Origin of the sequence: Planktotalea sp. (assembly GCF_965659345.1) — a bacterium.
GTDB lineage: Bacteria > Pseudomonadota > Alphaproteobacteria > Rhodobacterales > Rhodobacteraceae > Planktotalea.
In genome coordinates, this window is record NZ_CBFHVK010000012.1 from 87,033 (window position 1) to 107,164 (window position 20,132).

The window sequence follows — 20,132 nt, forward strand, 5'->3', positions numbered from 1 at the left end:
GCACAACGTCCAACAGCCCCCTGATTGCTTTCGCAAACCGGCGGTCCGTTCGTATGAAGTCTGGGGCGTCTATTTGAGGCGATGGTGCGCGCATGGCGGCAGAGCCCGTAAGGGGCCCTTGCTCTCATACTCATGTCCTGCGCGCGCTTCATCGCGTTTCTTCTCCGACGCGTCTCACTATTCAAAGCGGCGCGCCCGTTAATTTGCTGCTTTCTTTGACAAAAACAGCGCGTCGTATGGCCAATCCAGTATCTGTTTTAGAAGATCACCAAATGGGCCGTATCGGTCTGCGTCCTATCGCGGTGCCATCTGGCCGTGCGGGACGCAGCGAAACTCTCCCGATCCATGTTTGCTTAGGCAACCACCGACCGTACCCCCTACATAGGGTCTAAACGAGTTGTTTCGCAATGCTTAATCGGTGCGTGTTGAAAGAATTGCGCAGAGTTCGCGCTAAGAACCTTATAATTTTCGAGAGGCACTCAGATACCACCCAATGGTCACAATTCAGGCAAGGCGACGCCCCAAATCTCTCCGTAAGGTCTCTAAATAAGCACTGTATCAGCCTTGAGAGGAAAAAACATGGGCTCTTCCCTGCCGACACAACCGGTCAAACAGGAGGCGTCGCCAAAAGGCGATGCACCACAAACCAACAAACCAAAAGAACCAACGCCCATTTTCACAGATTTCGCGAGTATCTAAACGCGCGACAATAAAATATAGATTTTCGAATGAGCGACCCTGTTTCTTCGATTCCCAATCTCGGCCCTGCAAGCGACACGAGCTTTGCGAAAGCCGGCATAACAACGGCAGAGCAAGTGCGCGCCCTTGGCGCAGAGGCCTGTTATAGCAAACTGATCAAATCAGGCACAAAACCGCATTTCATCGGCTTTTATGCGCTCGCAATGGGGCTTCAGGGGCGTCCTTGGAATGACTGTCAAGGCGCTGAAAAAGTGGCGCTGCGCGCAACGTTTGACAAGCTCAAAGCCGACGCAATCGGCACAAAAGAAAAGGGCCGCTCCGATCTGGAAGCAGCCCTTGACCTAATCGGTGTCATTGAAAAGCGTTAACTTAGCCAACCAACTCAAGACCGGAGAAGAAGAACGCGATTTCTTCTGCTGCTGTCTCTGGCGCGTCGGAGCCGTGTACGGAGTTTTCGCCGACTGATTCTGCGAACTCAGCGCGGATTGTACCCGCTGCCGCGTCTGCAGGGTTGGTCGCGCCCATAACTTCGCGGTTCTTCGCAATTGCGTTTTCACCTTCAAGAACCTGAACAACAACTGGCTCAGAGATCATGAATTCGCAAAGCTCGCCGAAGAACGGACGCTCGGAGTGGACGCCGTAAAATGTTTGTGCTTGCGCCAAAGTCATTTGAATACGCTTGGATGCGACAACGCGCAGGCCAGCTTCTTCGAATTTAGCAACGATTTTGCCAGTCAGGTTGCGGCGTGTTGCATCAGGTTTGATGATCGAAAATGTGCGTTCCAGAGCCATGTAAGACTTCCTTTTATTATAGGCGACCTGCCCCATGCAGGATGCACCTGTGAATTCTGAGGCGCGCTTAGCATGGGGTTTGACCTATGAAAAGCGCCCTGTTGACTTATTAACATGATGTGAGAACATATTGAGAACAAAATGAAGGTAGAGGACATGCACACCACCAATTATCGCGATACGCTTATTCAGCCCGCCGAGGATTGCCGCGCAGAATGCGCAACGGTGCCAAACAAACAAGGTTCAGTTGCCTTGATGCAATATGAACGCGTCATCGAAACCCCTTATGTTTTGCAAAGTGACGATTTGCTCTGTTCGGTTGCGGCCTTGCGCAAGGACATCCCAGACGATGAATATGGTCTTTTTCGAAATGAGTTCTTTTCCAAGGGCCAAGCCTGCCTGCGTGCATCGCCATTGGTAAAGACCTTTGGGTGGGCTATTCATCATGATAGCGACGCAAGAATTGCATTGATTGATCCTGCCAGTGCACAGTTTGAAGACCTCTGCAAAAATTCTGCAATTAAGGTCGTCAAAGGCATGCGCAACAAACGCGCATAAAACACGGGCTAGCGCCGCATCAAAGCCTCTGTTAGAGGCTCGCCATGCTTAAGATTTCAGACATCACATATTCCGTCGCGGGCCGCACCTTGGTCGAAAACGCATCCGTCACCATTCCAACAGGGCACAAGGTTGGCCTCGTGGGACGCAATGGTTCGGGTAAAACCACGCTGTTCAAGATCATTCGTAAAGAAATGGTGCTTGATACGGGCAACGTGAGCATGCCTCAAGGGTGGAAAATCGGCGGTGTATCGCAAGAGGTTCCGGGCAACGAGGTTTCGCTCATCGACACTGTTTTGCGCGCTGATACCGAACGCGAAGCACTGTTGGCCGAAGCTGAAACAGCCACTGATCCGGGCCGTATTTCAGAAATCCAAACGCGTCTGACTGATATTGATGCATGGTCCGCTGAAGCGCGCGCTGCGACTATTCTAAAGGGTCTGGGCTTTACCCATGATGAGCAGCTTCAGCCTTGTTCTGCGTTCTCAGGCGGTTGGCGTATGCGTGTCGCTTTGGCGGCTGTCCTTTTCTCTGAACCTGATTTGCTGCTGCTCGACGAACCGACAAACTATCTCGACCTAGAGGGCGCGCTTTGGCTTGAGGCGTACCTCGTCAAATACCCGCACACTGTTTTGATCGTCAGCCACGACCGCGAGCTTTTGAACCGCTCTGTCGGCGGTATTCTGCATCTCGAAGACAAGGGCCTGATTTATTACACGGGCACTTATGACATGTTCGCCAAGCAACGCGCGCAAAAGCGTGCTTTGATGGCATCTGCCGCGAAGAAACAAGAAGCAAAACGTGAACATTTACAAGCCTTTGTGGACCGCTTTAAAGCCAAAGCTTCAAAGGCAAAGCAAGCGCAATCACGCGTCAAAGCACTGGAAAAAATGGAAACCATTCGCGCGCCGGAAGATGTGGCGCGCACCGTGTTCACCTTCCCCAAGCCCGAAGAGCTTTCCCCGCCTATCATTGCGACCGAAAAAGCCTCTGTTGGCTACGGCGAAACGATCATTCTGCGTGACCTGAACCTGCGCATTGACCAAGATGACCGCATCGCTTTGCTAGGCCGAAATGGCGAGGGCAAATCAACACTATCTAAAATGCTCTCGGATCGGTTGAAAATCGCCAGCGGGAATATGGTGACGTCCAACAAACTGCGCATCGGTTTCTTTGCGCAGCACCAGGTGGATGAACTTTACGTTGATGAAACCCCGCTTGAGCACTTGCTGCGCGAACGCCCTGCTGAGGGCCAAGCCAAATTGCGCGCACGTCTGGCAGGTTTTGGCCTTGGCGCGGATCAGGCCGATACAGCCGTTGGGCGACTATCAGGTGGACAAAAAGCGCGTTTGTCTCTGTTGCTTGCCACGCTCCCTGCCCCACATTTGCTGATCCTCGACGAGCCGACGAACCACCTCGATATTGAATCTCGTGAGGCGCTTGTAGATGCGCTTACGGCTTACAGCGGCGCGGTCATTCTGGTGAGCCACGACATGCACCTTCTGTCCATGGTCGCGGATCGCTTGTGGTTGGTGAAGGACGGTCACGTCTCTGTGTATGACGAAGACTTGCAAGCCTATCGCAAGATGCTGTTGAGCAATGACAAGCCTGCCAAGAAAGACAAAGACGCCAAAAAGGCAGAAAAACCAAAAGTGAAGCGCCCGTCGCAAGATCAGATCAAAGCTCTCCGCGCGGATGTTCGCAAATGCGAAGATCGTATGACCAAGATCGATGACATGCGTGACAAACTGGCTAAAAAGCTTGCGGATCCAGTGCTTTACGAAGATGCACGTAAGGGTGAACTTGAGACATGGAACAAGAAATACGCAGAAGTCATGGAAGCCCATGGCCGCGCAGAGACCATGTGGATGACGGCGCTTGAGAAGTTAGAAGCCGCCAACGCGACATGATCGATACGGCGTTTTTTATAACGTCATTCGTGACGCTTTTTGTGATCATCGACCCGATTGGTCTGACACCATTGTTCGTGGCTTTGACGCAAGGCATGACGGTCAAGCAGCGCCGCGCGATTGCGATCCGAGCGACACTGACATCAGCCGGCATCCTTGCGCTTTTCGCGGTGTTTGGCGAAGCACTGCTTGGGTTCGTTGGCATTTCCATGGCCGCGTTCAAGATTGCAGGAGGTATCCTGTTGCTGCTAACCGCACTGGATATGTTGTTTCAACGTCGTTCCAAACGTCGCGAAGACACGGCAGAGGAAGAGGATGATCTCGATGATCCCTCTGTCTTTCCATTGGCAATTCCGCTCATCGCTGGTCCGGGCTCGATTGCGACCGTCATCTTACTTGCGGGCACGCACCCCGGATTTACAGGGCTTGGTTTATCGTTAGCCGTAATGCTTTTGGTGTTAATGGTGACGTTTATTTTCTTTGAAGCCGCAACACCGCTAGAGCGACTTTTGGGCAAGACCGGTATCAATGTTGTTTCACGCTTGTTGGGCATGTTGCTGGCAGCATTGGCGGTGCAATTTATGCTCAATGGCCTGCAAGACTTTGGTGTTTTGGGAATCGTACCTAAATAAACTCCAAAGGAGGCCCGTATGGCGCAACTGTCTGGCGATGACTTTGGCAATTTGATCTATCTCGTGCTGCTTGGCGGCGTTATAGCCTTTTGGTTTTTCACTTCTTCGCGCGGATCTATGAATAAGGTCTTACAACAGATGTCCGTTTGGGCGCTGATCTTCATCGGTGTGATCGCGGCATATGGCATGTGGGGCGACATTCGCCAAACGGTCGTGCCGCAACAGAGTGTCATTAGCAATGGCGAGCGAATTGAACTCCCCCGCGCACGCGATGGTCACTATTACGCCACTGCAATGGTGAACGATGTGCCCATTCGTTTTGTCGTTGATACCGGTGCCACTGGGGTAGTGTTGCGTAAAGCAGATGCATTCGCCGCAGGGATCGATCCTGATGAGCTGGCTTTCGTGCGCGAAGCGATGACCGCCAACGGGTCTGTGCGCATCGCTTCTGTTCGCACCGATAGTTTCGGCTTTGCGGGAGCAGAGCTGCCGCGGTTCCGAGTAGATGTGAATGAAGGACAGATGTCACAATCGCTCATGGGAATGAGCTACCTGCAAACCTTTGAAAAGATAGAGATATCTGGCGGTACTTTAGTTTTAGTGCGTTAGCGCTTTTGGCATAGCGGCCCTTTGGGAAGAGTTTATTTGGAAAAATGAAGCGTTAGGGTCGTCGTGCATAATGGGGTGAATAAGGGTTTACTCTTTTTTGGCTTTCATTTGCCAAGTTCCACTTTCTTCTGACCAATATTGCGCTGCACATCCTGCATCGGTGAGCATTTTCCATTGGCCACGCGCGATTTGCAAAGCAGTGTCATCATTGCCATCAAACAGGATGCAGGTCCGCTCATAACTTTTGACGAGTTCAGGGGCGATGTCGGCCCCATCGATACACATTGCACAAGCAGCGTTATTGGACGTCACATGGCTGTCACTCAAAAGGATCGGGTTCGCAGCGTCGTTCGATGTTCCCGCGAGGCCGTGCGCGAGAAAGTCGGTGTTTCTGCCATTCCATAATGCTTGATCCAGCGCGCTCAAACGTTGTTCACTGCGTCCCACCACGACACAGCGCCACCCTGCCCCAAGCGCTTTGCCAAGGAGCAAAGGAAGCGTGGTTTCCAGTGAGTTGCGCGTGAGGTGATAGAAGTAGGCCGCCCCCATATCAGGTTTCAAACATATCCGAGACGAGACGGTTCAGTGCCATGACGCCCCAGCCTGTCGCGCCAGTGGGTGCAAGAGTGCTTTCAGATTTCAGCGAGGCCACGCCTGCGATATCAAGATGGACCCAAGGTGTTTCGTCTTTCACAAAGCGTTGCAGAAATTGCGCCGCAGTGACGGAGCCTGCGGGGCGACCCCCAATGTTTTTCATATCCGCGATGCGCGATTTGAGCATGTCATCATAGGCTTGGCCAAGCGGCATACGCCAAGCGCCTTCGCCCTCGGATTCAGCCGCTTTGAGGAAGGCATTACATAGATCGTCATTGTTGGAAAACACACCTGCGTTTTCATGCCCCAGGCCGATGATAATCGCCCCTGTCAGGGTTGCGAGATCGATCATGCCAGCGGGTTCAAAGCGTTCTTGCGCATACCACATCACATCGCACAGGACGAGGCGACCCTCAGCGTCTGTGTTGATCACTTCGACGGTGTCGCCTTTCATTGACGTTACAACATCACCGGGACGCACAGCATTACCCGATGGCATGTTTTCCACGAGCCCCACGAGTCCCACGACATTTGCCTTAGCGCCACGCAACGCCAGCGAACGCATCACGCCAGAAACGACGCCCGCACCGCCCATATCCATAGTCATGTCTTCCATGCCGCCAGCCGGTTTGAGCGAAATGCCGCCTGTATCAAACACAACCCCTTTGCCGACAAGTGCCAGCGGTTTGGCGTCCTTTTCACCGCCATTCCACTGCATCACAACAACTTTAGACGGGCTGTCAGATCCTTGACCGACGCACAAAAGCGTCCCCATGCCCAGCTTTTCCAGTTCCGCTTCTTCCAGCACTTCGACGTTCAGACCGAGGCTTTCCATCTCTTTTAGGCGATCCGCAAATTCCGTTGTCGTTAAAACGTTGGCAGGCTCATTGACCAAATCGCGAGTCATATGCGCGCCTTCGGCTATTGCGAGGAGCGGTTTTGCGTCGGCCACTACCTCTTCCGGTTTTGCGCACATAACACTCAATGAGCGGGATTTGTCGTCAGAGGCCGTCTTGTGCGGATTAAATTCATATGCGCGCATAGCCGCACCAAGCACGATTTGCGCCGTTTTTGTATTGCTTCCAGCAATCAAGAGCGCGTTTCCTGCACTTAAGATCTTGCCAAACGCGGCCCCGGCCTTGCGTGCGTCCAATGCGCTTGGGCGACGATCAAGGACCAGCACATCTACGGCCTCTGCCGCCATGCCAGCAGGGAAGTTCAAGGTGATCACCTTGCCAGCTTTTGCGTCTTCAAGTTTGCCAGCCTCAACAAGTCGCGCCAAAGCCCCCTTGCTCAATCGATTGATCCTGCGCGCACCGGCATCAAGTTTGCCATCACTCGCGACCACAACGGCAACGCGCCCTTCAAAACCTGCAAGAGCGTCAAGATCAACAGCCGTAAACGAAGTAGCAATGAGATTGGTCATAAGTGCGCGTTCCTTTTTGTGAATTTAACTTAGGGATAGCGAGGTTCGAAGAGCTTTGCCAGATAGCAGTTTTCCACAGGGTAAAAATAGGTTACAGATCAAGAAAAAGCAGCAGATGACGGGGGCAGTTTTGGCAAGATTTGACAGATATGTCCTGTCGCAACTGTTTGTGCTGTTCGGCTTCTTCTCTCTTGTGTTGGTGTCAGTCTATTGGATCAACCGCGCGGTCATCTTATTTGATCGCCTGATCGCAGATGGGCAACCCGCATCCGTGTTCTTGGAATTTACAGCCCTAAGCCTCCCAAATGTGGTGCGCATGGTTCTACCTTTGTCTGCTTTTGCGGCTTCGGTTTATGTGACCAACCGTCTTGCCTCTGAGAGTGAGCTGGTCGTCATGCAAGCCACAGGCTACTCGCCCTGGCGTTTGGCGCGGCCTGTTGTGATATTCGGTCTGATCGTCGGTACGTTTATGATGGTTCTGACCCAATATTTGGTGCCCAGTTCACTTGAGCAATTACGTTTTCGGGAAAACGAAATTAGTGGCACACTGTCGGCTAAATTGCTGCGTGAGGGAGAGTTTATGAACCCGACACAAGGCGTGACATTCTACGTTCGAGAAATCACGCCAGAAGGTGTCCTAAAAGATGTATTTCTTAGTGATCGGCGTAATGCTGATCGCGCTTCAACATATTCCTCCGTTGATGGTTTTTTGGTCAATGAATCGACGGGTCCGAAGCTTTTTATGGTAAATGGTATCGCGCAAACGCTGAATGCAGAAACTCGCAAATTGACCAAAACCAAGTTCACTGATTTCGCATATAATATTTCGGATCTGATTGATGCGCCGGGCGCATTGTTCAAGCCGCTTGATCAACGCCCGACAAAAGAGCTTTATTTCGCTACAGATCTTGTTAGCAAAGCTTCAGGACAAACGGTTGGCCGCATTCTAGAAGAAGTTCATGGCCGGTTTAATCAACCGATCCTTTGCGTCGTCGCGGCCCTTATAGGCTTTTCAACTCTTTTGGTCGGCGGGTTCTCAAGGTTCGGAGTGGGCCGCCAAATCATTGGCGCAATATTGCTTCTTGTTCTGGTGAAGCTTGTTGAAAGTATTGTGACAGATCCTATCCGCGCCAACGCAAATCTTTGGCCGTTGGTCTATGCGCAAAGTGTGTTTGGGCTTGGTGTATCGATGTTGATGTTGCGATTAGCAGCACGCCCCCGACGACGTCGCAAAGACGCGTCTTTGAGCGAGTCGACGGCATGATACTTCACCTTTACTTTGCCCGTCGTTTCATAAGAGTTTTCTTGACGACGCTTTTCATCTTTTTGGCGTTTTTGACCTTGATTGATTTGGTTGAGCAAATGCGTCGGTTCAACAGTGACAATGTGAGCTTTATAGATGTTTTTTTACTGACTCTTTTGAATGCTCCAGCTGGTATCTATCAGATTTTACCATTGGTGATGATTTTGTCGTCAGTTTCACTGTTCCTCACACTCGCGCGCACGTCTGAACTGGTTGTAACACGATCAGCTGGGCGTTCTGCTTTGACCACCTTAGCGTCACCCATGCTGGTATCCGCTATTATTGGCGTGTCTGCTGTAACGCTCTTCAATCCTATTGTCGCGGCAACGAGCAAGCAATTCATCACGCTGGAACGCGAATATAAGAACCAAGAAACAAGCACTGTTTCAATCGGTCGCGAAGGGCTTTGGCTTCGCCAAGGGGATGAAGACGGACAAACTGTTATTCACGCACGCTCCGCGATTGAACAAATGACGACGCTATATGATGTCAGTTTTTTGCAATACGACACCACGGGCCAACCGCGTACGCAGATTATAGCAGATCGAGCCGTACTGACCCAAAGTGGCTGGCAATTGCTAAATGCAAAGCAATGGGCATTGAATACCAGCGAAAATCCAGAGGAAACCGCGCGCACTGATCCGCAGCTTTTTATTCCAACCAGTTTGACCGAAGAGCGCATCCGCGAGAGTTTTTCGGAACCTTCTGCGATTTCGATCTGGGACATGAACGGATACATCAATGAACTTGAAGAAGCCGGATTTTCAGCGCGCCGCCACAAAGTTTGGCTCCAGATGGAGATCGCACGTCCTTTATTCCTGATGGCTATGGTGCTTGTTGGAGCTGGCTTTACAATGCGTCACACACGTTTTGGAAAAACGGGCGTTGCCGTGCTTGCCGCTGTCATGCTTGGGTTCGGGCTCTATTATATACGTAATTTCGCGCAAATTCTGGGAGAGAACGGGCAGCTTCCCACAATGATTGCAGCATGGACACCACCAATCGCTTCGATTTTACTTGCGCTCGGTCTGTTGCTGCATATGGAGGACGGATGAGCCGGATCGTCCATATGTTGCGTGCCCTTGTCGCTGTTGCGTTGATCGCATTTCCACTTTCTGCCCGCGCGCAGGATGCAGATGCTGCATTACTTGTTGCTGATAGCGTTTTGATCACTGAAGATGAGCGTCTGGTTGCAAGCGGTAATGTAGAAGCATTCTACGATGGCATTCGTCTTTTTACGGATGAAATCATTTACGACCAAAAGCGTGATGAGTTGATAATCAAGGGTGCCATTCGCCTATCACAGGAAAATGGCGACGTGATCATCGCAGACAGCGCGGATCTTGATAGCAAACTCGAGAATGGTATTTTGCGCGGTGCGCGTTACGTTTTGAATCAAGAGCTGCAAATCTTGTCTGCTCAAACCGATCGTGTTGAAGGCCGCTACACAGTTCTGCGCAAAGTGGTTGCGACGTCCTGCCAAATTTGCGGCAATGGTGCGCCGATTTGGCAAATCCGCGCAGATCGCGCGATTCATGATCGAGAAGAAAAGCAGATTTATTTCCGTCGCGCGCAATTCAGGCTTTTGGGTGTTCCTGTTCTTTACCTTCCCACGATGCGCATTCCCGATCCTACGCTCAAACGTTCCACCGGTTTTTTGGTGCCGCGTTTTTTCTCTGATTCCGAGCTCGGGTTCGGGGTGAAGCTGCCCTATTTCATCACGCTCGGGGAACATGCAGATATAACGATTGCTCCTTTCATAACACCCGTGACGCGAACTTTAGAACTGCGGTTTCGTAAAATGTTTCGCCGTGGATATTTTGAGCTAAACGGCGCGGTGTCCCAAGATACACTTGTGCCAAATACGACGCGCCACTATCTGACGGGCTTTGGTACGTTCGATCTGGGCCAGTCATTTATTCTGAGCTTTGACGTCGAAACCGCGTCAGATAGTGGGTATCGATCGAACTACGGCTACTCTGGACGTGATCGCTTGGGATCTGGCATCACGCTGACACGGGTCAAACGGGACGTGTTTTTTCAAGCTGAGATGCTGAATTTTGAAACGTTACGAGACAATGAAAGCAACAATACGCAACCAACTGTCATTGGCAACGTAGCATACGAGCGTCGGTATCAGCTGCCAAGCATTGGTGGTGAATTGCGCGCATCGCTTGGTATACATGGGCACAAACGCGTATCTTTGGATGACGTGCTAGGGCGCGATATGGCAAGGCTCAACCTTGATTTATCTTGGCAAGATGAATGGACAATCGGCAACGGGCTTCGCTTAGGGTTAGTCACCTCGCTTGGCCTTGATAGTTATGGCGTCCAGCAAGACAGCACTGTTTTGGGCCGCACAAACGACGTGACACCTGCGATCGCTGCGACATTGCGCTATCCGCTCATGAATGTTGCACCAGACGGGTCAAGATTCCTGATCGAGCCAATCGCACAGATTGCTTGGGCTGGCGGCTCACCTTCGGTTTTGCCTAACGACGAAAGCGTCAGTTCGGAATTTGATGAAAGCAACTTGCTTTCGCTGTCTCGCTTTCCCGTAAAAGATCGTCGCGAAACTGGGACAGTGGGCGCACTTGGCTTTCGAATGGCGCGGCTCAATACGGAAAGCTGGTCTGCGGGTCTGACTGTCGGGCAGGTGTTTCGCGAAACTGCCGACCCATCATTTTCAGACAGTTCCGGCTTGCAGGGCTTGACGTCAGATACATTGCTCGCGCTCAATTACACATCCAATTGGGGCGGATCATTCATGGCACGTGGCTTGTTTGAAGCTGATTTTGAACCCGTAAAAACAGAAGCGCGCATTTCCTACTCGCGCAACAAACTCGCGCTTTCTGGCACATATGTGCAGATGAGAGCCGATGCAGCGGAAAACCGCACATCCCCTGTCGCGGAATGGTCCCTTGCTAGCACTTACAAGTTTAATCGACACTGGACGGCCAATGCTAATGTCCAATATGATTTACTCGCAGATCGAATGGCAAGAACCGGTGGCAAGATAACATATGAAAACGAATGCGTCTCTGTCGGCTTTGGAGCCACACGCAGTTTCGCAAGATCAACGACTCTGGTGCCAGCCACAACCTATGAGCTGGCCATCTCGCTTCGCGGGTTTAGTACAGGAGGCAGCGGTAAAGCAGCGCGCCGCACATGCAGGAATTGAGAGAAATGTTTTACACAGATACCCCCGATAAACGCAGCTTCAAAAACGGTTTTGTCGCGATTGCTTGCGCGGCCTTGCTTACATTCAGCGCACCGCTCGCGAGCCACGCACAAAGCCTGTTCGCTACAGCAATCAAGGTTAATGATAGCTCCATCACCAACTTTGAACTCGCAGAGCGCACACGCTTTTTGGGTCTGTTGCGCGCGCCGGGTGATCACAAGAAACTCGCGCGGCAACAATTGATCGAAGATCGCTTAAAACTTGGGGCCGCGCGCTCTGTCGGAATCGTTCCATCGCGCGAAGAAGTTGAGGCGGGCATGGATGAGTTTGCCGGTCGCGTTAACCTGACCCGAGCCGAGTTCATCCAAGCTTTGAATGCCGGCGATGTGTCCGAAGATGCGTTCCGCGCTTTTGTTCGTTCCGGTCTTGCGTGGCGCGAACTCGTGCAAGCCAAGTTTGCAAGCCGTATCGGCGTCACCGAAGACGACATTGATCGCAGCGTTGCGACATCTGGCACAGGCGCCACCATCCGTGTCCTCTTGTCCGAAATCATTATGCCGGCGCCCCCACCCCAAGCAGCAGCCGTGCAGAAACGCGCGGAACGCATTTCGCAAATCACAAGCGTATCGGCCTTTGCAGCTGAAGCGCGGCGTTACTCTGCATCCGCCTCAAAAGCGCGCAGTGGACGTTTAGAGTGGTTGCCAATCACGCAGTTGCCAGCGCCTTTGCGCCCGATTTTGTTGGGCCTCGCACCGGGTGAAGTGACAGACCCGATCCCGTTGCAAAACGCGGTTGCGCTGTTCCAGCTGCGCGATATTGAAGAGGTGCAAGCGGGCGAGCCACAATACGCAGCAATCGAATACGCAGCCTACTACATTGCAGGCGGGCGCACGGAGGCCGCACTGGCCGAAGCGCGTAAAATCGAAAGCCGCATTGATCGCTGTGACGATCTTTATGGTATCGCGAAGGGTCAAGACCCAAGCGTGCTTGATCGCGGAAGCAAGGCACCAGAAGAAATCCCATCAGACATTGCAATTGAATTGGCAAAGATGGATCCGGGCGAAACATCTACGACACTCACACGCGCGAATGGGCAGACCTTGGTTCTTTTAATGCTCTGTGGCCGCACTCCAGTGCTTGAGGAAGAAGTAGACCGAGCGGAGCTGTCTTTGGGACTGCAAAACCAGCGCTTGGCCTCCTATTCCAACGGGTATCTTGAGCAACTGCGCGCAGATGCCCGCATAATCGAGAAGTAAGCGTGACACGCCCCATCGCACTAAGTTGCGGCGAACCTGCTGGAATCGGCCCCGAAATAGCGATTAAAGCGTGGGATGCTTTGCGCGATGCTTTGCCATTCTTCTGGATTGGCGATCCAGCGCATTTGCCTGCGGGATCAGCGTTCGAGCTGATATCAACCCCGACCGACGCGGTGCATGTCAGCCCATCGGCGATGCCAGTCCTCGCGCAGCCATTTGCAGGCAGCGCACAAAAGGGCAGTGCAGACAGTGCAAATGCGCAAGGTGTGATTGACGCAATTGAAACCGGTGTCCGTTTGGTGAAATCAGGCGCGGCAGCCGCACTTTGCACAGCCCCGATCCATAAGAAAGCGCTGCAAGATGGCGCAGCATTTGCGCATCCCGGTCATACAGAATTTTTGGCAGCGCTTGATGGCAAAGAAAACGTTGTCATGATGCTCGCTTCCGAGCAACTGCGCGTGGTTCCTGCAACGATCCATATACCACTTAAAGACGTGCCAAGCGCTTTGACGCCAGATCGCTTGGAAAGCACACTAAGGATCACACACGCTGCGCTGAGCGCACAATTCGGGATCAAAAAGCCCGTCATTGCGGTCGCTGGTCTTAATCCTCATGCGGGTGAAGGTGGCAAGATGGGGTTCGAGGACGCGGATATTATCACACCCGTGTTGGAAAAACTCCGCGTTGAGGGCTTTGATCTAAGCGGTCCATTGCCCGCTGATACGATGTTTCACGCCAACGCGCGCGCGCGCTACGACGCTGCGGTCTGCATGTATCATGACCAAGCTTTGATCCCCATTAAAACGCTCGATTTTGACAAAGGTGTGAATGTAACTCTGGGATTAAGCTTCATAAGAACCTCGCCTGATCACGGCACTGCGTTTGATATCGCGGGCAAAGGTATCGCCAACCCAACCAGCCTAATCGAAGCGCTGCGTATGGCTGCCAGAATGAGTGCACTATGACCCAAGATGATCCACTACCGCCCCTGCGTGATGTGATCGAACGCCATGATCTGCGCGCGCGTAAATCACTTGGTCAGAATTTTCTTCTTGATCTCAATTTGACGGCTAAAATAGCGCGTCAGGCAGGTGATCTGAGTGCCTGTGATGTACTTGAAATCGGTCCAGGACCTGGGGGCCTAACACGTGGATTGCTTAGCGAAGGGGCACGCAAAGTCCTCGCGATTGAAAAAGATGCGCGGTGTTTGCCGGCTCTGGCAGAAATCGCTGACGCCTATCCCAACCGTTTGGACGTCATCGAGGGTGATGCGCTGGCGATTGACCCACTTGCGCACCTCACACCGCCCATACGTGTTGCGTCAAACCTGCCGTATAATGTTGGGACAGAGCTACTCATCCGGTGGTTAACACCAAAGCAATGGCCGCCATTTTGGGACAGTCTCACATTGATGTTCCAACGCGAAGTGGCGCAAAGGATCACTGCAGAGACGGGAAGCAAAGCCTATGGTCGCCTTGCGATCTTGTCACAATGGCGCTGTGATGCGCGGATTGTGCTGCATTTGCCGCCCGAAGCATTCAGTCCGCCGCCAAAAGTATCTAGCGCAGTTGTGCACCTCAAGATGCTGCCAGAACCACGTTTCCCTGCGGATTTTAAAACGCTCGAACGCGTCGTCGCAGCAGCATTTAACCAACGCCGCAAAATGCTGCGCTCTTCGTTAAAATCAGTTTCACCGGATATAGAAGACATGATAGCTGCGGCGGGCATCAAACCGACAGAGCGCGCTGAGCAAGTATCTTTGGAAGAATTTTGTGCCCTCGCGCGCGAAGTCGCGAAGGCATAAGCTTTAAAGCTCTACTCAGCCGCGTCTGGTGCCACTTGTACAGGAGCATCTTGTGTGGGGGCTGCTGAATCCTCTGTCGCAGGGGCAGCTTTTTCTGCAGCGGGTTTGCGCGGCGCGCGAGGTTTGCGCGGGGTACGCGCACGACGGGGTTTGCTCTCCGGCGTTTCTACCAAACCAATGTCTTCTGTGCTTGCTGGCTCAACAACATCAGGCTGATCACCCGTGCCTGCGGTTGTTTCTTCGACCACTGGCTGTTGTTGTTCTTGCTCCGCACGTTCTGCATCACGTGTGGCCCGCTGCGCGTCGCGTTCTGCGCGCTCACGATCACGTTCCGCCTGACGCTCACGATTTTCACGCTCTTGCTGTTCACGACGTTCATCAATCTCTTTTTGAGCGGCGCTCAACATGCGCAAATAATGCTCTGCGTGCTGGGAAAAATTCTCTGTTGCGACACGGTCACCTGACAACTGTGCATCACGCGCAAGCTGTTGATACTTGTCTATGATCTGCTGCGGCGTGCCGCGCACTTTGCCCTCTGGACCGCTGCTATCAAAAACGCGGTTCGGGATATTTCCGCCACCCTGAGGGGCGCGGTTACGATTGTTCTTACGCGAACGTGGTTTTGATGATCTCATCTAGCTTCAATCCAGCATATCAATGTCACTGTGATCCAAACCTTGCGCTAACTTTGGGCGCGAGAAACAAGATCACTATTTGTGGCTTGGTGCTATGGGGAACGAACAGAAAAGTTCACCCGTTTAGCAACATCCATAAAGCACTTCACGCGGGGTGCTGCAACATGATTCCTTTAAACCCGAGAAAAACCGCGATAATTTTGCACAGCTAAAGCGTGTTCACCACTCCACAGGCCAGACACAACGCGATCTCTCCCAGCCATATCTGGCAAACATTTAACTTGTGTAAATCCGGCTGAATCAAACAGTGCTCGCACGGCGCGCCCTTGTTGATGACCGATCTCCACAATCAAATGTCCGCCCTTTTCCAAATAAGCCCCCGCTTGCGCTGCTATAATGCGATAGGCTGACAACCCATCGCCGTTATCCGTGAGCGCAATTTTCGGATCAAATTGCACTTCCAGATCAAGCGTCTGCCATTCATCCAGCGAAATATAAGGAGGGTTTGACACGATAAGGTCATAGGTGCCGATCACCTTGTCAAACCAGTCAGAGACCTGAAAACGCACAGTATCTGCAACGCCGATTTGGTTCATGTTCTGGCGCGCAATGGTCAAAGCGCCTTCAGAAATATCAGTGCACAGCACGTTCGCGCGCGGCCATTCAGCGGCCAATGTCAGCCCAATTGCCCCGCTGCCTGTCCCCAGATCGAGCACATTTGACTTTGGCTCCAGCTCTAAACAAGCGGCGATGAGCGTTTCTGTATCAGCGCGCGGATCGAGGACGTCGAAATCGACACTAAACTCCCGCCCCCAAAAGAGACGCCGTTTGATCAGTTTGGAGATCGGCATATGCGCGCTACGTCCACCGACCAACGCTTCAAAAAGCTCGCGCTGGTTTGCGCTGACGTCATCATGCATGTGCAAGGTCATACGTGAGGCATCGACCTCTATCACATGCGCCGCCAGAATACGTAGATCGCGCATGACATCCTCGGTTTTGACCGCAGATAAGCGATGGCGCACAGATAAAATCAGCTCTTGCCAATTCACCCGTTCATTTCCGCCAGTTTCGTTGCTTGATCATCCGCCGTAAGTGCGTCGATGATTTCATCTAGCTCGCCCTGCATCACCTGATCGAGCTTATAGAGCGTAAGGTTGATGCGGTGATCACTCATACGACCTTGCGGGAAATTATACGTCCTGATCCGCTCAGAGCGATCGCCGGAGCCAACCTGCGATTTACGATCCGCAGAGCGTTCATCATCAATACGCTGACGCTCCGCATCATAAAGACGCGTGCGCAGAACCTGCATCGCAATCTCACGGTTGCGGTGTTGCGATTTTTCGGCGCTGACCACGATGATACCTGTGGGTAAATGGGTTATGCGTACCGCAGAGTCAGTGGTGTTCACGTGTTGCCCACCTGCCCCGGACGCGCGCATCGTATCAATGCGAATATCGTTTGGAGCAATGACCAGATCAACCTCTTGCGCTTCAGGCAGAACCGCGACAGTCGCCGCAGATGTGTGAATGCGCCCGCCACTTTCTGTTGTTGGCACACGCTGCACACGGTGCACGCCAGATTCGTATTTCAAACGGGCAAAAACATTCTCGCCTTTGATGTGCCCTGTCACCTCTTTGATGCCGCCAAGTTCGGTCAGCTGTTCTTCAAGGATTTCAAACTTCCAACCACGCGCTTCTGAATAGCGCTGATACATCCGCAACAAATCCGCTGCGAAAAGTGCTGCTTCATCGCCGCCTGTGCCGGGACGTATTTCAATCATAGCTGGGCGAGCGTCCGCCTCATCTTTTGGCAAAAGCGCCAATTGCAACGCAATCTCGGCCTCTGGCAGCGCTTCTTTCAGCGCTGGAAGTTCTTCTTCAGCAAGCTCTTTCATATCAGGATCGGCCAACATCTCTGTGGCCTCTTCAATATCGGCTAAAAGCTGCTTGTAGGCCGCCACCTGCTCAACAACTGGTTTCAGTTCGGAATATTCCCGAGCTAAATCAGCTATTTCGCCGCCCTCAGCGCCGCCTGCCATCTTCGCTTCGAGAAACTCGAAACGCTGGGTTATTTGCATAAGGCGGTCCATTGGAACCATTGCGACGTCTCCAAATTACGCACGACTTGCGTGCTTTTGCGCTTATGATATACTTTTCGCTATGAGAAAAGTCCTGACCTTGATCGCATTCGTGCTTCCTGTCGGCTCTTTTGCGGACGTGACAAGCCCAAGTGGAAAAACCGTCGATTGTTATTGCACGGACAAAGGTGGCGCGCGCATGGAATTGGGTCAAATGACCTGTCTTCAAGTAGATGGTCGTATGTTTATGGCGCAATGCCAGATGAGCTTGAACGTTCCGATGTGGCGCGAGGTGGCTCCTGGCTGTTTATCCTCAGAGCTTGGAAATCCAACCCTCTATTCGCTTCCTGTTGACGGACAGGTCTGACTTGCCAAAGCGTAAGCGGCCATAAATCGCAAGTTGCGGGCCACGGCGCTGAACGGTTGTGTAATCCGGAAAGCCAACAATGCGTGTGCGCGAAATATAAGTGATTAACCCGTCTTCGACGCTCCCTGCGAGCACGCGGCCCCCGCTTTCACGAATGACGCGATCAAGATCAGCAAGCTCCACTTCGACAATCCGCAACGCACCGCCAGCAAAGTCGGCGTTCTGCTCACCTGTCACGTCCTTATGCCAACGATTTGGATCGCTGGGTGCGAATTGCACATAAGCCACAAACACCGCGAGCAGTACGAGTATAATGAGCGTCCACATATGTTGGCCTTTGTCTTTCATTTCAAGTTTCGGATTTTTCAGCGCTCACCGGTAGGAAACACCGGGCAAAACACAGAGCATCTCATAAACAAGGTTGGCCGCAGTCAGTGCGGTGTTACCAGATGTGTCATAAGGCGGGCTGACTTCGACGAGGTCACATCCAACGATATTCAAACCGCGCATTCCCCTGATAAGCTCCATCGCTTGCATTGAGGTCAGACCACCAATTTCTGGTGTCCCTGTACCCGGTGCAAAAGCAGGATCAAGGCTATCAATGTCATAGCTGATATAGACCGGCGTATCACCAATTTTAGACCTTATTTCAGAGGCTAACGGCGTAAGGCTCTTGTGCCATAAGTCGGGTGCAAGGTGCTGATGAAAGCCCCAACCTGCCGCTTCCGTAAAATCATCCGCACCATACCCCGTGCCACGCAAACCAATCTGAAAAACCTTGTCAGCTTGAAGACAGCCATCCTCATATGCGCGCCGAAATACAGTTCCGTGGGTTTCTTGCTCTTCGAACATATGTTCATTCACATCCGCATGCGCATCCACATGTACCAAGGCAACAGGCCCGTGTTTCTTCGCGACGCTACGCAATATAGGCAAGGTAAGCGAATGATCCCCACCAAGCGCAACGGGTATCGTTGGGCACTTTAAGAGTTCATCGTAATAATTTGTAATAATGGACAAACTTTTCTCAAGAGAGAACGTATTGATTGGAACGTCACCGATATCGCCCACGTTCAAACTATCAAAAGGCGCAGCGCCAGTTTGCAAATTATAGGGCCGGATCATCGCGCTTTGCTCACGGATTTGCTTTGGCCCGAAACGTGTGCCAGAGCGCCAGCTGGTTCCAATGTCCATGGGGATGCCAAGGATTGAAACGTCTAACCCTTCCGAGCCTTCCTGCGAGGGCAAACGCATAAACGTCTGAGGGCCGGAAAAACGCGCAAGTTCGTTTCCACCAAGAGGTTGGTTGTTCATTTGCTTTTTCCCAAGTGATTCCAGCCCCATAAGGAAAGAAGTTCAACTGCCACATGTGCGCCCGCGATCGCTGTTGCGCCGGTCGTATCAAAGGGTGGTGATACTTCTACGATGTCGCCGCCTACCATATTGATTCCGGCCAAATCCCGCAGGATTGCAGCAGCCTGCCAAGACGCAAGACCACCCCAAACAGGTGTGCCTGTGCCGGGTGCAAACGCCGGATCAAGGCAATCGATATCAAAGGTCACATAGCTCTTATGATCTGTAACAATCTCCTTCACACGTGCCGCGACCGCCGCAGCACCATTTTCATGCACCCAACGCGCGTCAAGGATGTTAACCCCCATCGTGTCAGGATTATCAGTGCGAATACCGATAGATACAGAGCGTTCTGGATCGATGAGACCAAGCTTAATTGCTTTGTAAAACATCGTTCCGTGATCAATCCGCTCCATATTGTCGTCTTGCCAAGTGTCCGTGTGCGCATCGAATTGGATCAAGCTAAGCGGGCCAAATTTCTCTACATAAGCTTGCAGAATTGGAAAGCTTATGTAGTGATCCCCACCAAGGCATATGCTCGCTGCACCAGCATCCAAAATCCCCTTGATATGAGCCTTTAGCGCGGCAGGAAATTCACTGACCATCGCGTAATCAAACGCCAGATCGCCGTAATCGACAATATCCAACTCTGAAAGCGGATCGTACCCCCAACCATAGGGAGCGTCAGGCGCTTGCAGGCTACAGGCCTCACGGATCGCCCTAGGGCCAAGGCGTGTGCCAGTGCGATTGGTTGTGGCCTGATCAAAGGGGATACCCGTAATTGCCAGATCAACGCCGCTTAAATCCTTGCTGTAGCGGCGACGCAAAAATGACGTGGCACCACCAAAAGTGTTCTCATTGCTCAATCCACGCAAGCTTTCACGCGTAAATGCATGATCTACTTGTGTTTTTGCATCCTCTAGCGCCATC

At 52.3% G+C, this 20,132-nt stretch carries 21 protein-coding genes; 12 read left to right on the forward strand and 9 right to left on the reverse strand.

Features of this window, described 5'->3' with window-relative positions; all coding sequences use genetic code 11:
- Positions 1–728 precede the first annotated feature (728 nt).
- Entirely contained in the window at positions 729–1,067 is a 339-nt protein-coding gene (locus ACTG3Z_RS11485) for a TfoX/Sxy family protein (RefSeq protein ID WP_439143204.1), read from the forward strand.
- A 1-nt stretch (position 1,068) separates the two neighbouring features.
- On the opposite strand, the gene ndk is transcribed toward ACTG3Z_RS11485, so the two are convergent.
- Complete coding sequence (ndk, locus tag ACTG3Z_RS11490; protein ID WP_375265327.1) at positions 1,069–1,491, reverse strand: nucleoside-diphosphate kinase; 423 nt, start codon at positions 1,489–1,491, stop codon at positions 1,069–1,071.
- 156 nt (positions 1,492–1,647) lie between these two features.
- Here ndk and ACTG3Z_RS11495 point away from each other — a divergent pair, with 156 nt between their 5' ends.
- From ACTG3Z_RS11495 to ACTG3Z_RS11510, 4 genes are read left to right on the forward strand one after another with little or no spacing between them, the layout of a single operon-like run.
- On the forward strand, positions 1,648–2,049 hold the full coding sequence (locus ACTG3Z_RS11495) for a DUF6157 family protein (RefSeq protein WP_439143205.1): 402 nt from the start codon (positions 1,648–1,650) through the stop codon (positions 2,047–2,049).
- A 44-nt stretch (positions 2,050–2,093) separates the two neighbouring features.
- Positions 2,094–3,959, forward strand: a complete 1,866-nt coding sequence (locus ACTG3Z_RS11500; protein ID WP_439143207.1) for an ATP-binding cassette domain-containing protein — start codon at positions 2,094–2,096, stop codon at positions 3,957–3,959.
- The gene (locus ACTG3Z_RS11505; protein WP_439143208.1) at positions 3,956–4,591 is read left to right on the forward strand and encodes a MarC family protein; all 636 of its coding nucleotides are present in this window, start codon (positions 3,956–3,958) and stop codon (positions 4,589–4,591) included. The genes ACTG3Z_RS11500 and ACTG3Z_RS11505 overlap by 4 nt, the downstream gene beginning before the upstream one ends.
- A gap of 18 nt (positions 4,592–4,609) precedes the next feature.
- Positions 4,610–5,200, forward strand: coding sequence for a retropepsin-like aspartic protease family protein (locus tag ACTG3Z_RS11510; RefSeq protein ID WP_439143209.1), 591 nt, complete (start codon positions 4,610–4,612; stop codon positions 5,198–5,200).
- An 87-nt stretch (positions 5,201–5,287) separates the two neighbouring features.
- Here ACTG3Z_RS11510 and ACTG3Z_RS11515 read toward each other — a convergent pair whose 3' ends face one another.
- Positions 5,288–5,749: a DNA polymerase III subunit chi gene (locus ACTG3Z_RS11515; RefSeq protein WP_439143249.1), complete on the reverse strand. Its 462-nt coding sequence runs from the start codon at positions 5,747–5,749 to the stop codon at positions 5,288–5,290.
- Position 5,750: 1 nt separating this feature from the next.
- Positions 5,751–7,220 (reverse strand): leucyl aminopeptidase, encoded by a 1,470-nt coding sequence (locus ACTG3Z_RS11520; RefSeq protein WP_439143210.1) that lies wholly within the window; start codon positions 7,218–7,220, stop codon positions 5,751–5,753.
- 115 nt (positions 7,221–7,335) lie between these two features.
- On the opposite strand from ACTG3Z_RS11520, the gene lptF reads away from it, so the two are divergent.
- The 6 genes from lptF to rsmA are packed head-to-tail and all read left to right on the forward strand — an operon-like array spanning position 7,336 to position 14,764.
- Positions 7,336–8,484 (forward strand): LPS export ABC transporter permease LptF, encoded by a 1,149-nt coding sequence (gene lptF, locus ACTG3Z_RS11525; RefSeq protein WP_439143211.1) that lies wholly within the window; start codon positions 7,336–7,338, stop codon positions 8,482–8,484.
- The gene (lptG, locus tag ACTG3Z_RS11530; protein WP_439143212.1) at positions 8,481–9,578 is read left to right on the forward strand and encodes an LPS export ABC transporter permease LptG; all 1,098 of its coding nucleotides are present in this window, start codon (positions 8,481–8,483) and stop codon (positions 9,576–9,578) included. Before lptF ends, lptG begins: the two co-directional genes overlap by 4 nt.
- Entirely contained in the window at positions 9,575–11,704 is a 2,130-nt protein-coding gene (locus ACTG3Z_RS11535; RefSeq protein WP_439143213.1) for an LPS-assembly protein LptD, read from the forward strand. Before lptG ends, ACTG3Z_RS11535 begins: the two co-directional genes overlap by 4 nt.
- Before the next feature lie 5 nt (positions 11,705–11,709).
- Positions 11,710–12,960, forward strand: a complete 1,251-nt coding sequence (locus ACTG3Z_RS11540) for a peptidylprolyl isomerase (RefSeq protein WP_439143214.1) — start codon at positions 11,710–11,712, stop codon at positions 12,958–12,960.
- A 2-nt stretch (positions 12,961–12,962) separates the two neighbouring features.
- Entirely contained in the window at positions 12,963–13,925 is a 963-nt protein-coding gene (gene pdxA / locus ACTG3Z_RS11545; RefSeq protein ID WP_439143215.1) for a 4-hydroxythreonine-4-phosphate dehydrogenase PdxA, read from the forward strand.
- On the forward strand, positions 13,922–14,764 hold the full coding sequence (gene rsmA, locus ACTG3Z_RS11550) for a 16S rRNA (adenine(1518)-N(6)/adenine(1519)-N(6))-dimethyltransferase RsmA (RefSeq protein WP_439143216.1): 843 nt from the start codon (positions 13,922–13,924) through the stop codon (positions 14,762–14,764). The genes pdxA and rsmA overlap by 4 nt, the downstream gene beginning before the upstream one ends.
- An 11-nt stretch (positions 14,765–14,775) precedes the next feature.
- Here rsmA and ACTG3Z_RS11555 read toward each other — a convergent pair whose 3' ends face one another.
- From ACTG3Z_RS11555 to prfA, 3 genes are all read right to left on the reverse strand, one after another.
- Positions 14,776–15,399 carry a DUF4167 domain-containing protein gene (locus ACTG3Z_RS11555; protein WP_439143217.1) on the reverse strand — a complete coding sequence of 208 codons (624 nt, stop codon included), beginning with the start codon at positions 15,397–15,399 and terminating at the stop codon, positions 14,776–14,778.
- 173 nt (positions 15,400–15,572) lie between these two features.
- On the reverse strand, positions 15,573–16,451 hold the full coding sequence (gene prmC / locus ACTG3Z_RS11560) for a peptide chain release factor N(5)-glutamine methyltransferase (protein WP_439143218.1): 879 nt from the start codon (positions 16,449–16,451) through the stop codon (positions 15,573–15,575).
- Positions 16,448–17,503 carry a peptide chain release factor 1 gene (prfA, locus tag ACTG3Z_RS11565; RefSeq protein WP_439143219.1) on the reverse strand — a complete coding sequence of 352 codons (1,056 nt, stop codon included), beginning with the start codon at positions 17,501–17,503 and terminating at the stop codon, positions 16,448–16,450. The genes prmC and prfA overlap by 4 nt, the downstream gene beginning before the upstream one ends.
- Positions 17,504–17,564: 61 nt before the next feature.
- On the opposite strand from prfA, the gene ACTG3Z_RS11570 reads away from it, so the two are divergent.
- Complete coding sequence (locus tag ACTG3Z_RS11570; protein WP_439143220.1) at positions 17,565–17,849, forward strand: hypothetical protein; 285 nt, start codon at positions 17,565–17,567, stop codon at positions 17,847–17,849.
- Here ACTG3Z_RS11570 and ACTG3Z_RS11575 read toward each other — a convergent pair.
- From ACTG3Z_RS11575 to speB (ACTG3Z_RS11585), 3 genes are read right to left on the reverse strand one after another with little or no spacing between them, the layout of a single operon-like run.
- Positions 17,796–18,176 (reverse strand): DUF1499 domain-containing protein, encoded by a 381-nt coding sequence (locus ACTG3Z_RS11575; protein WP_439143221.1) that lies wholly within the window; start codon positions 18,174–18,176, stop codon positions 17,796–17,798. The genes ACTG3Z_RS11570 and ACTG3Z_RS11575 overlap by 54 nt on opposite strands.
- A gap of 45 nt (positions 18,177–18,221) precedes the next feature.
- Complete coding sequence (gene speB / locus ACTG3Z_RS11580) at positions 18,222–19,163, reverse strand: agmatinase (protein WP_439143222.1); 942 nt, start codon at positions 19,161–19,163, stop codon at positions 18,222–18,224.
- On the reverse strand, positions 19,160–20,131 hold the full coding sequence (gene speB, locus ACTG3Z_RS11585; protein WP_439143223.1) for an agmatinase: 972 nt from the start codon (positions 20,129–20,131) through the stop codon (positions 19,160–19,162). Before speB (ACTG3Z_RS11585) ends, speB (ACTG3Z_RS11580) begins: the two co-directional genes overlap by 4 nt.
- Position 20,132: the final 1 nt, after the last annotated feature.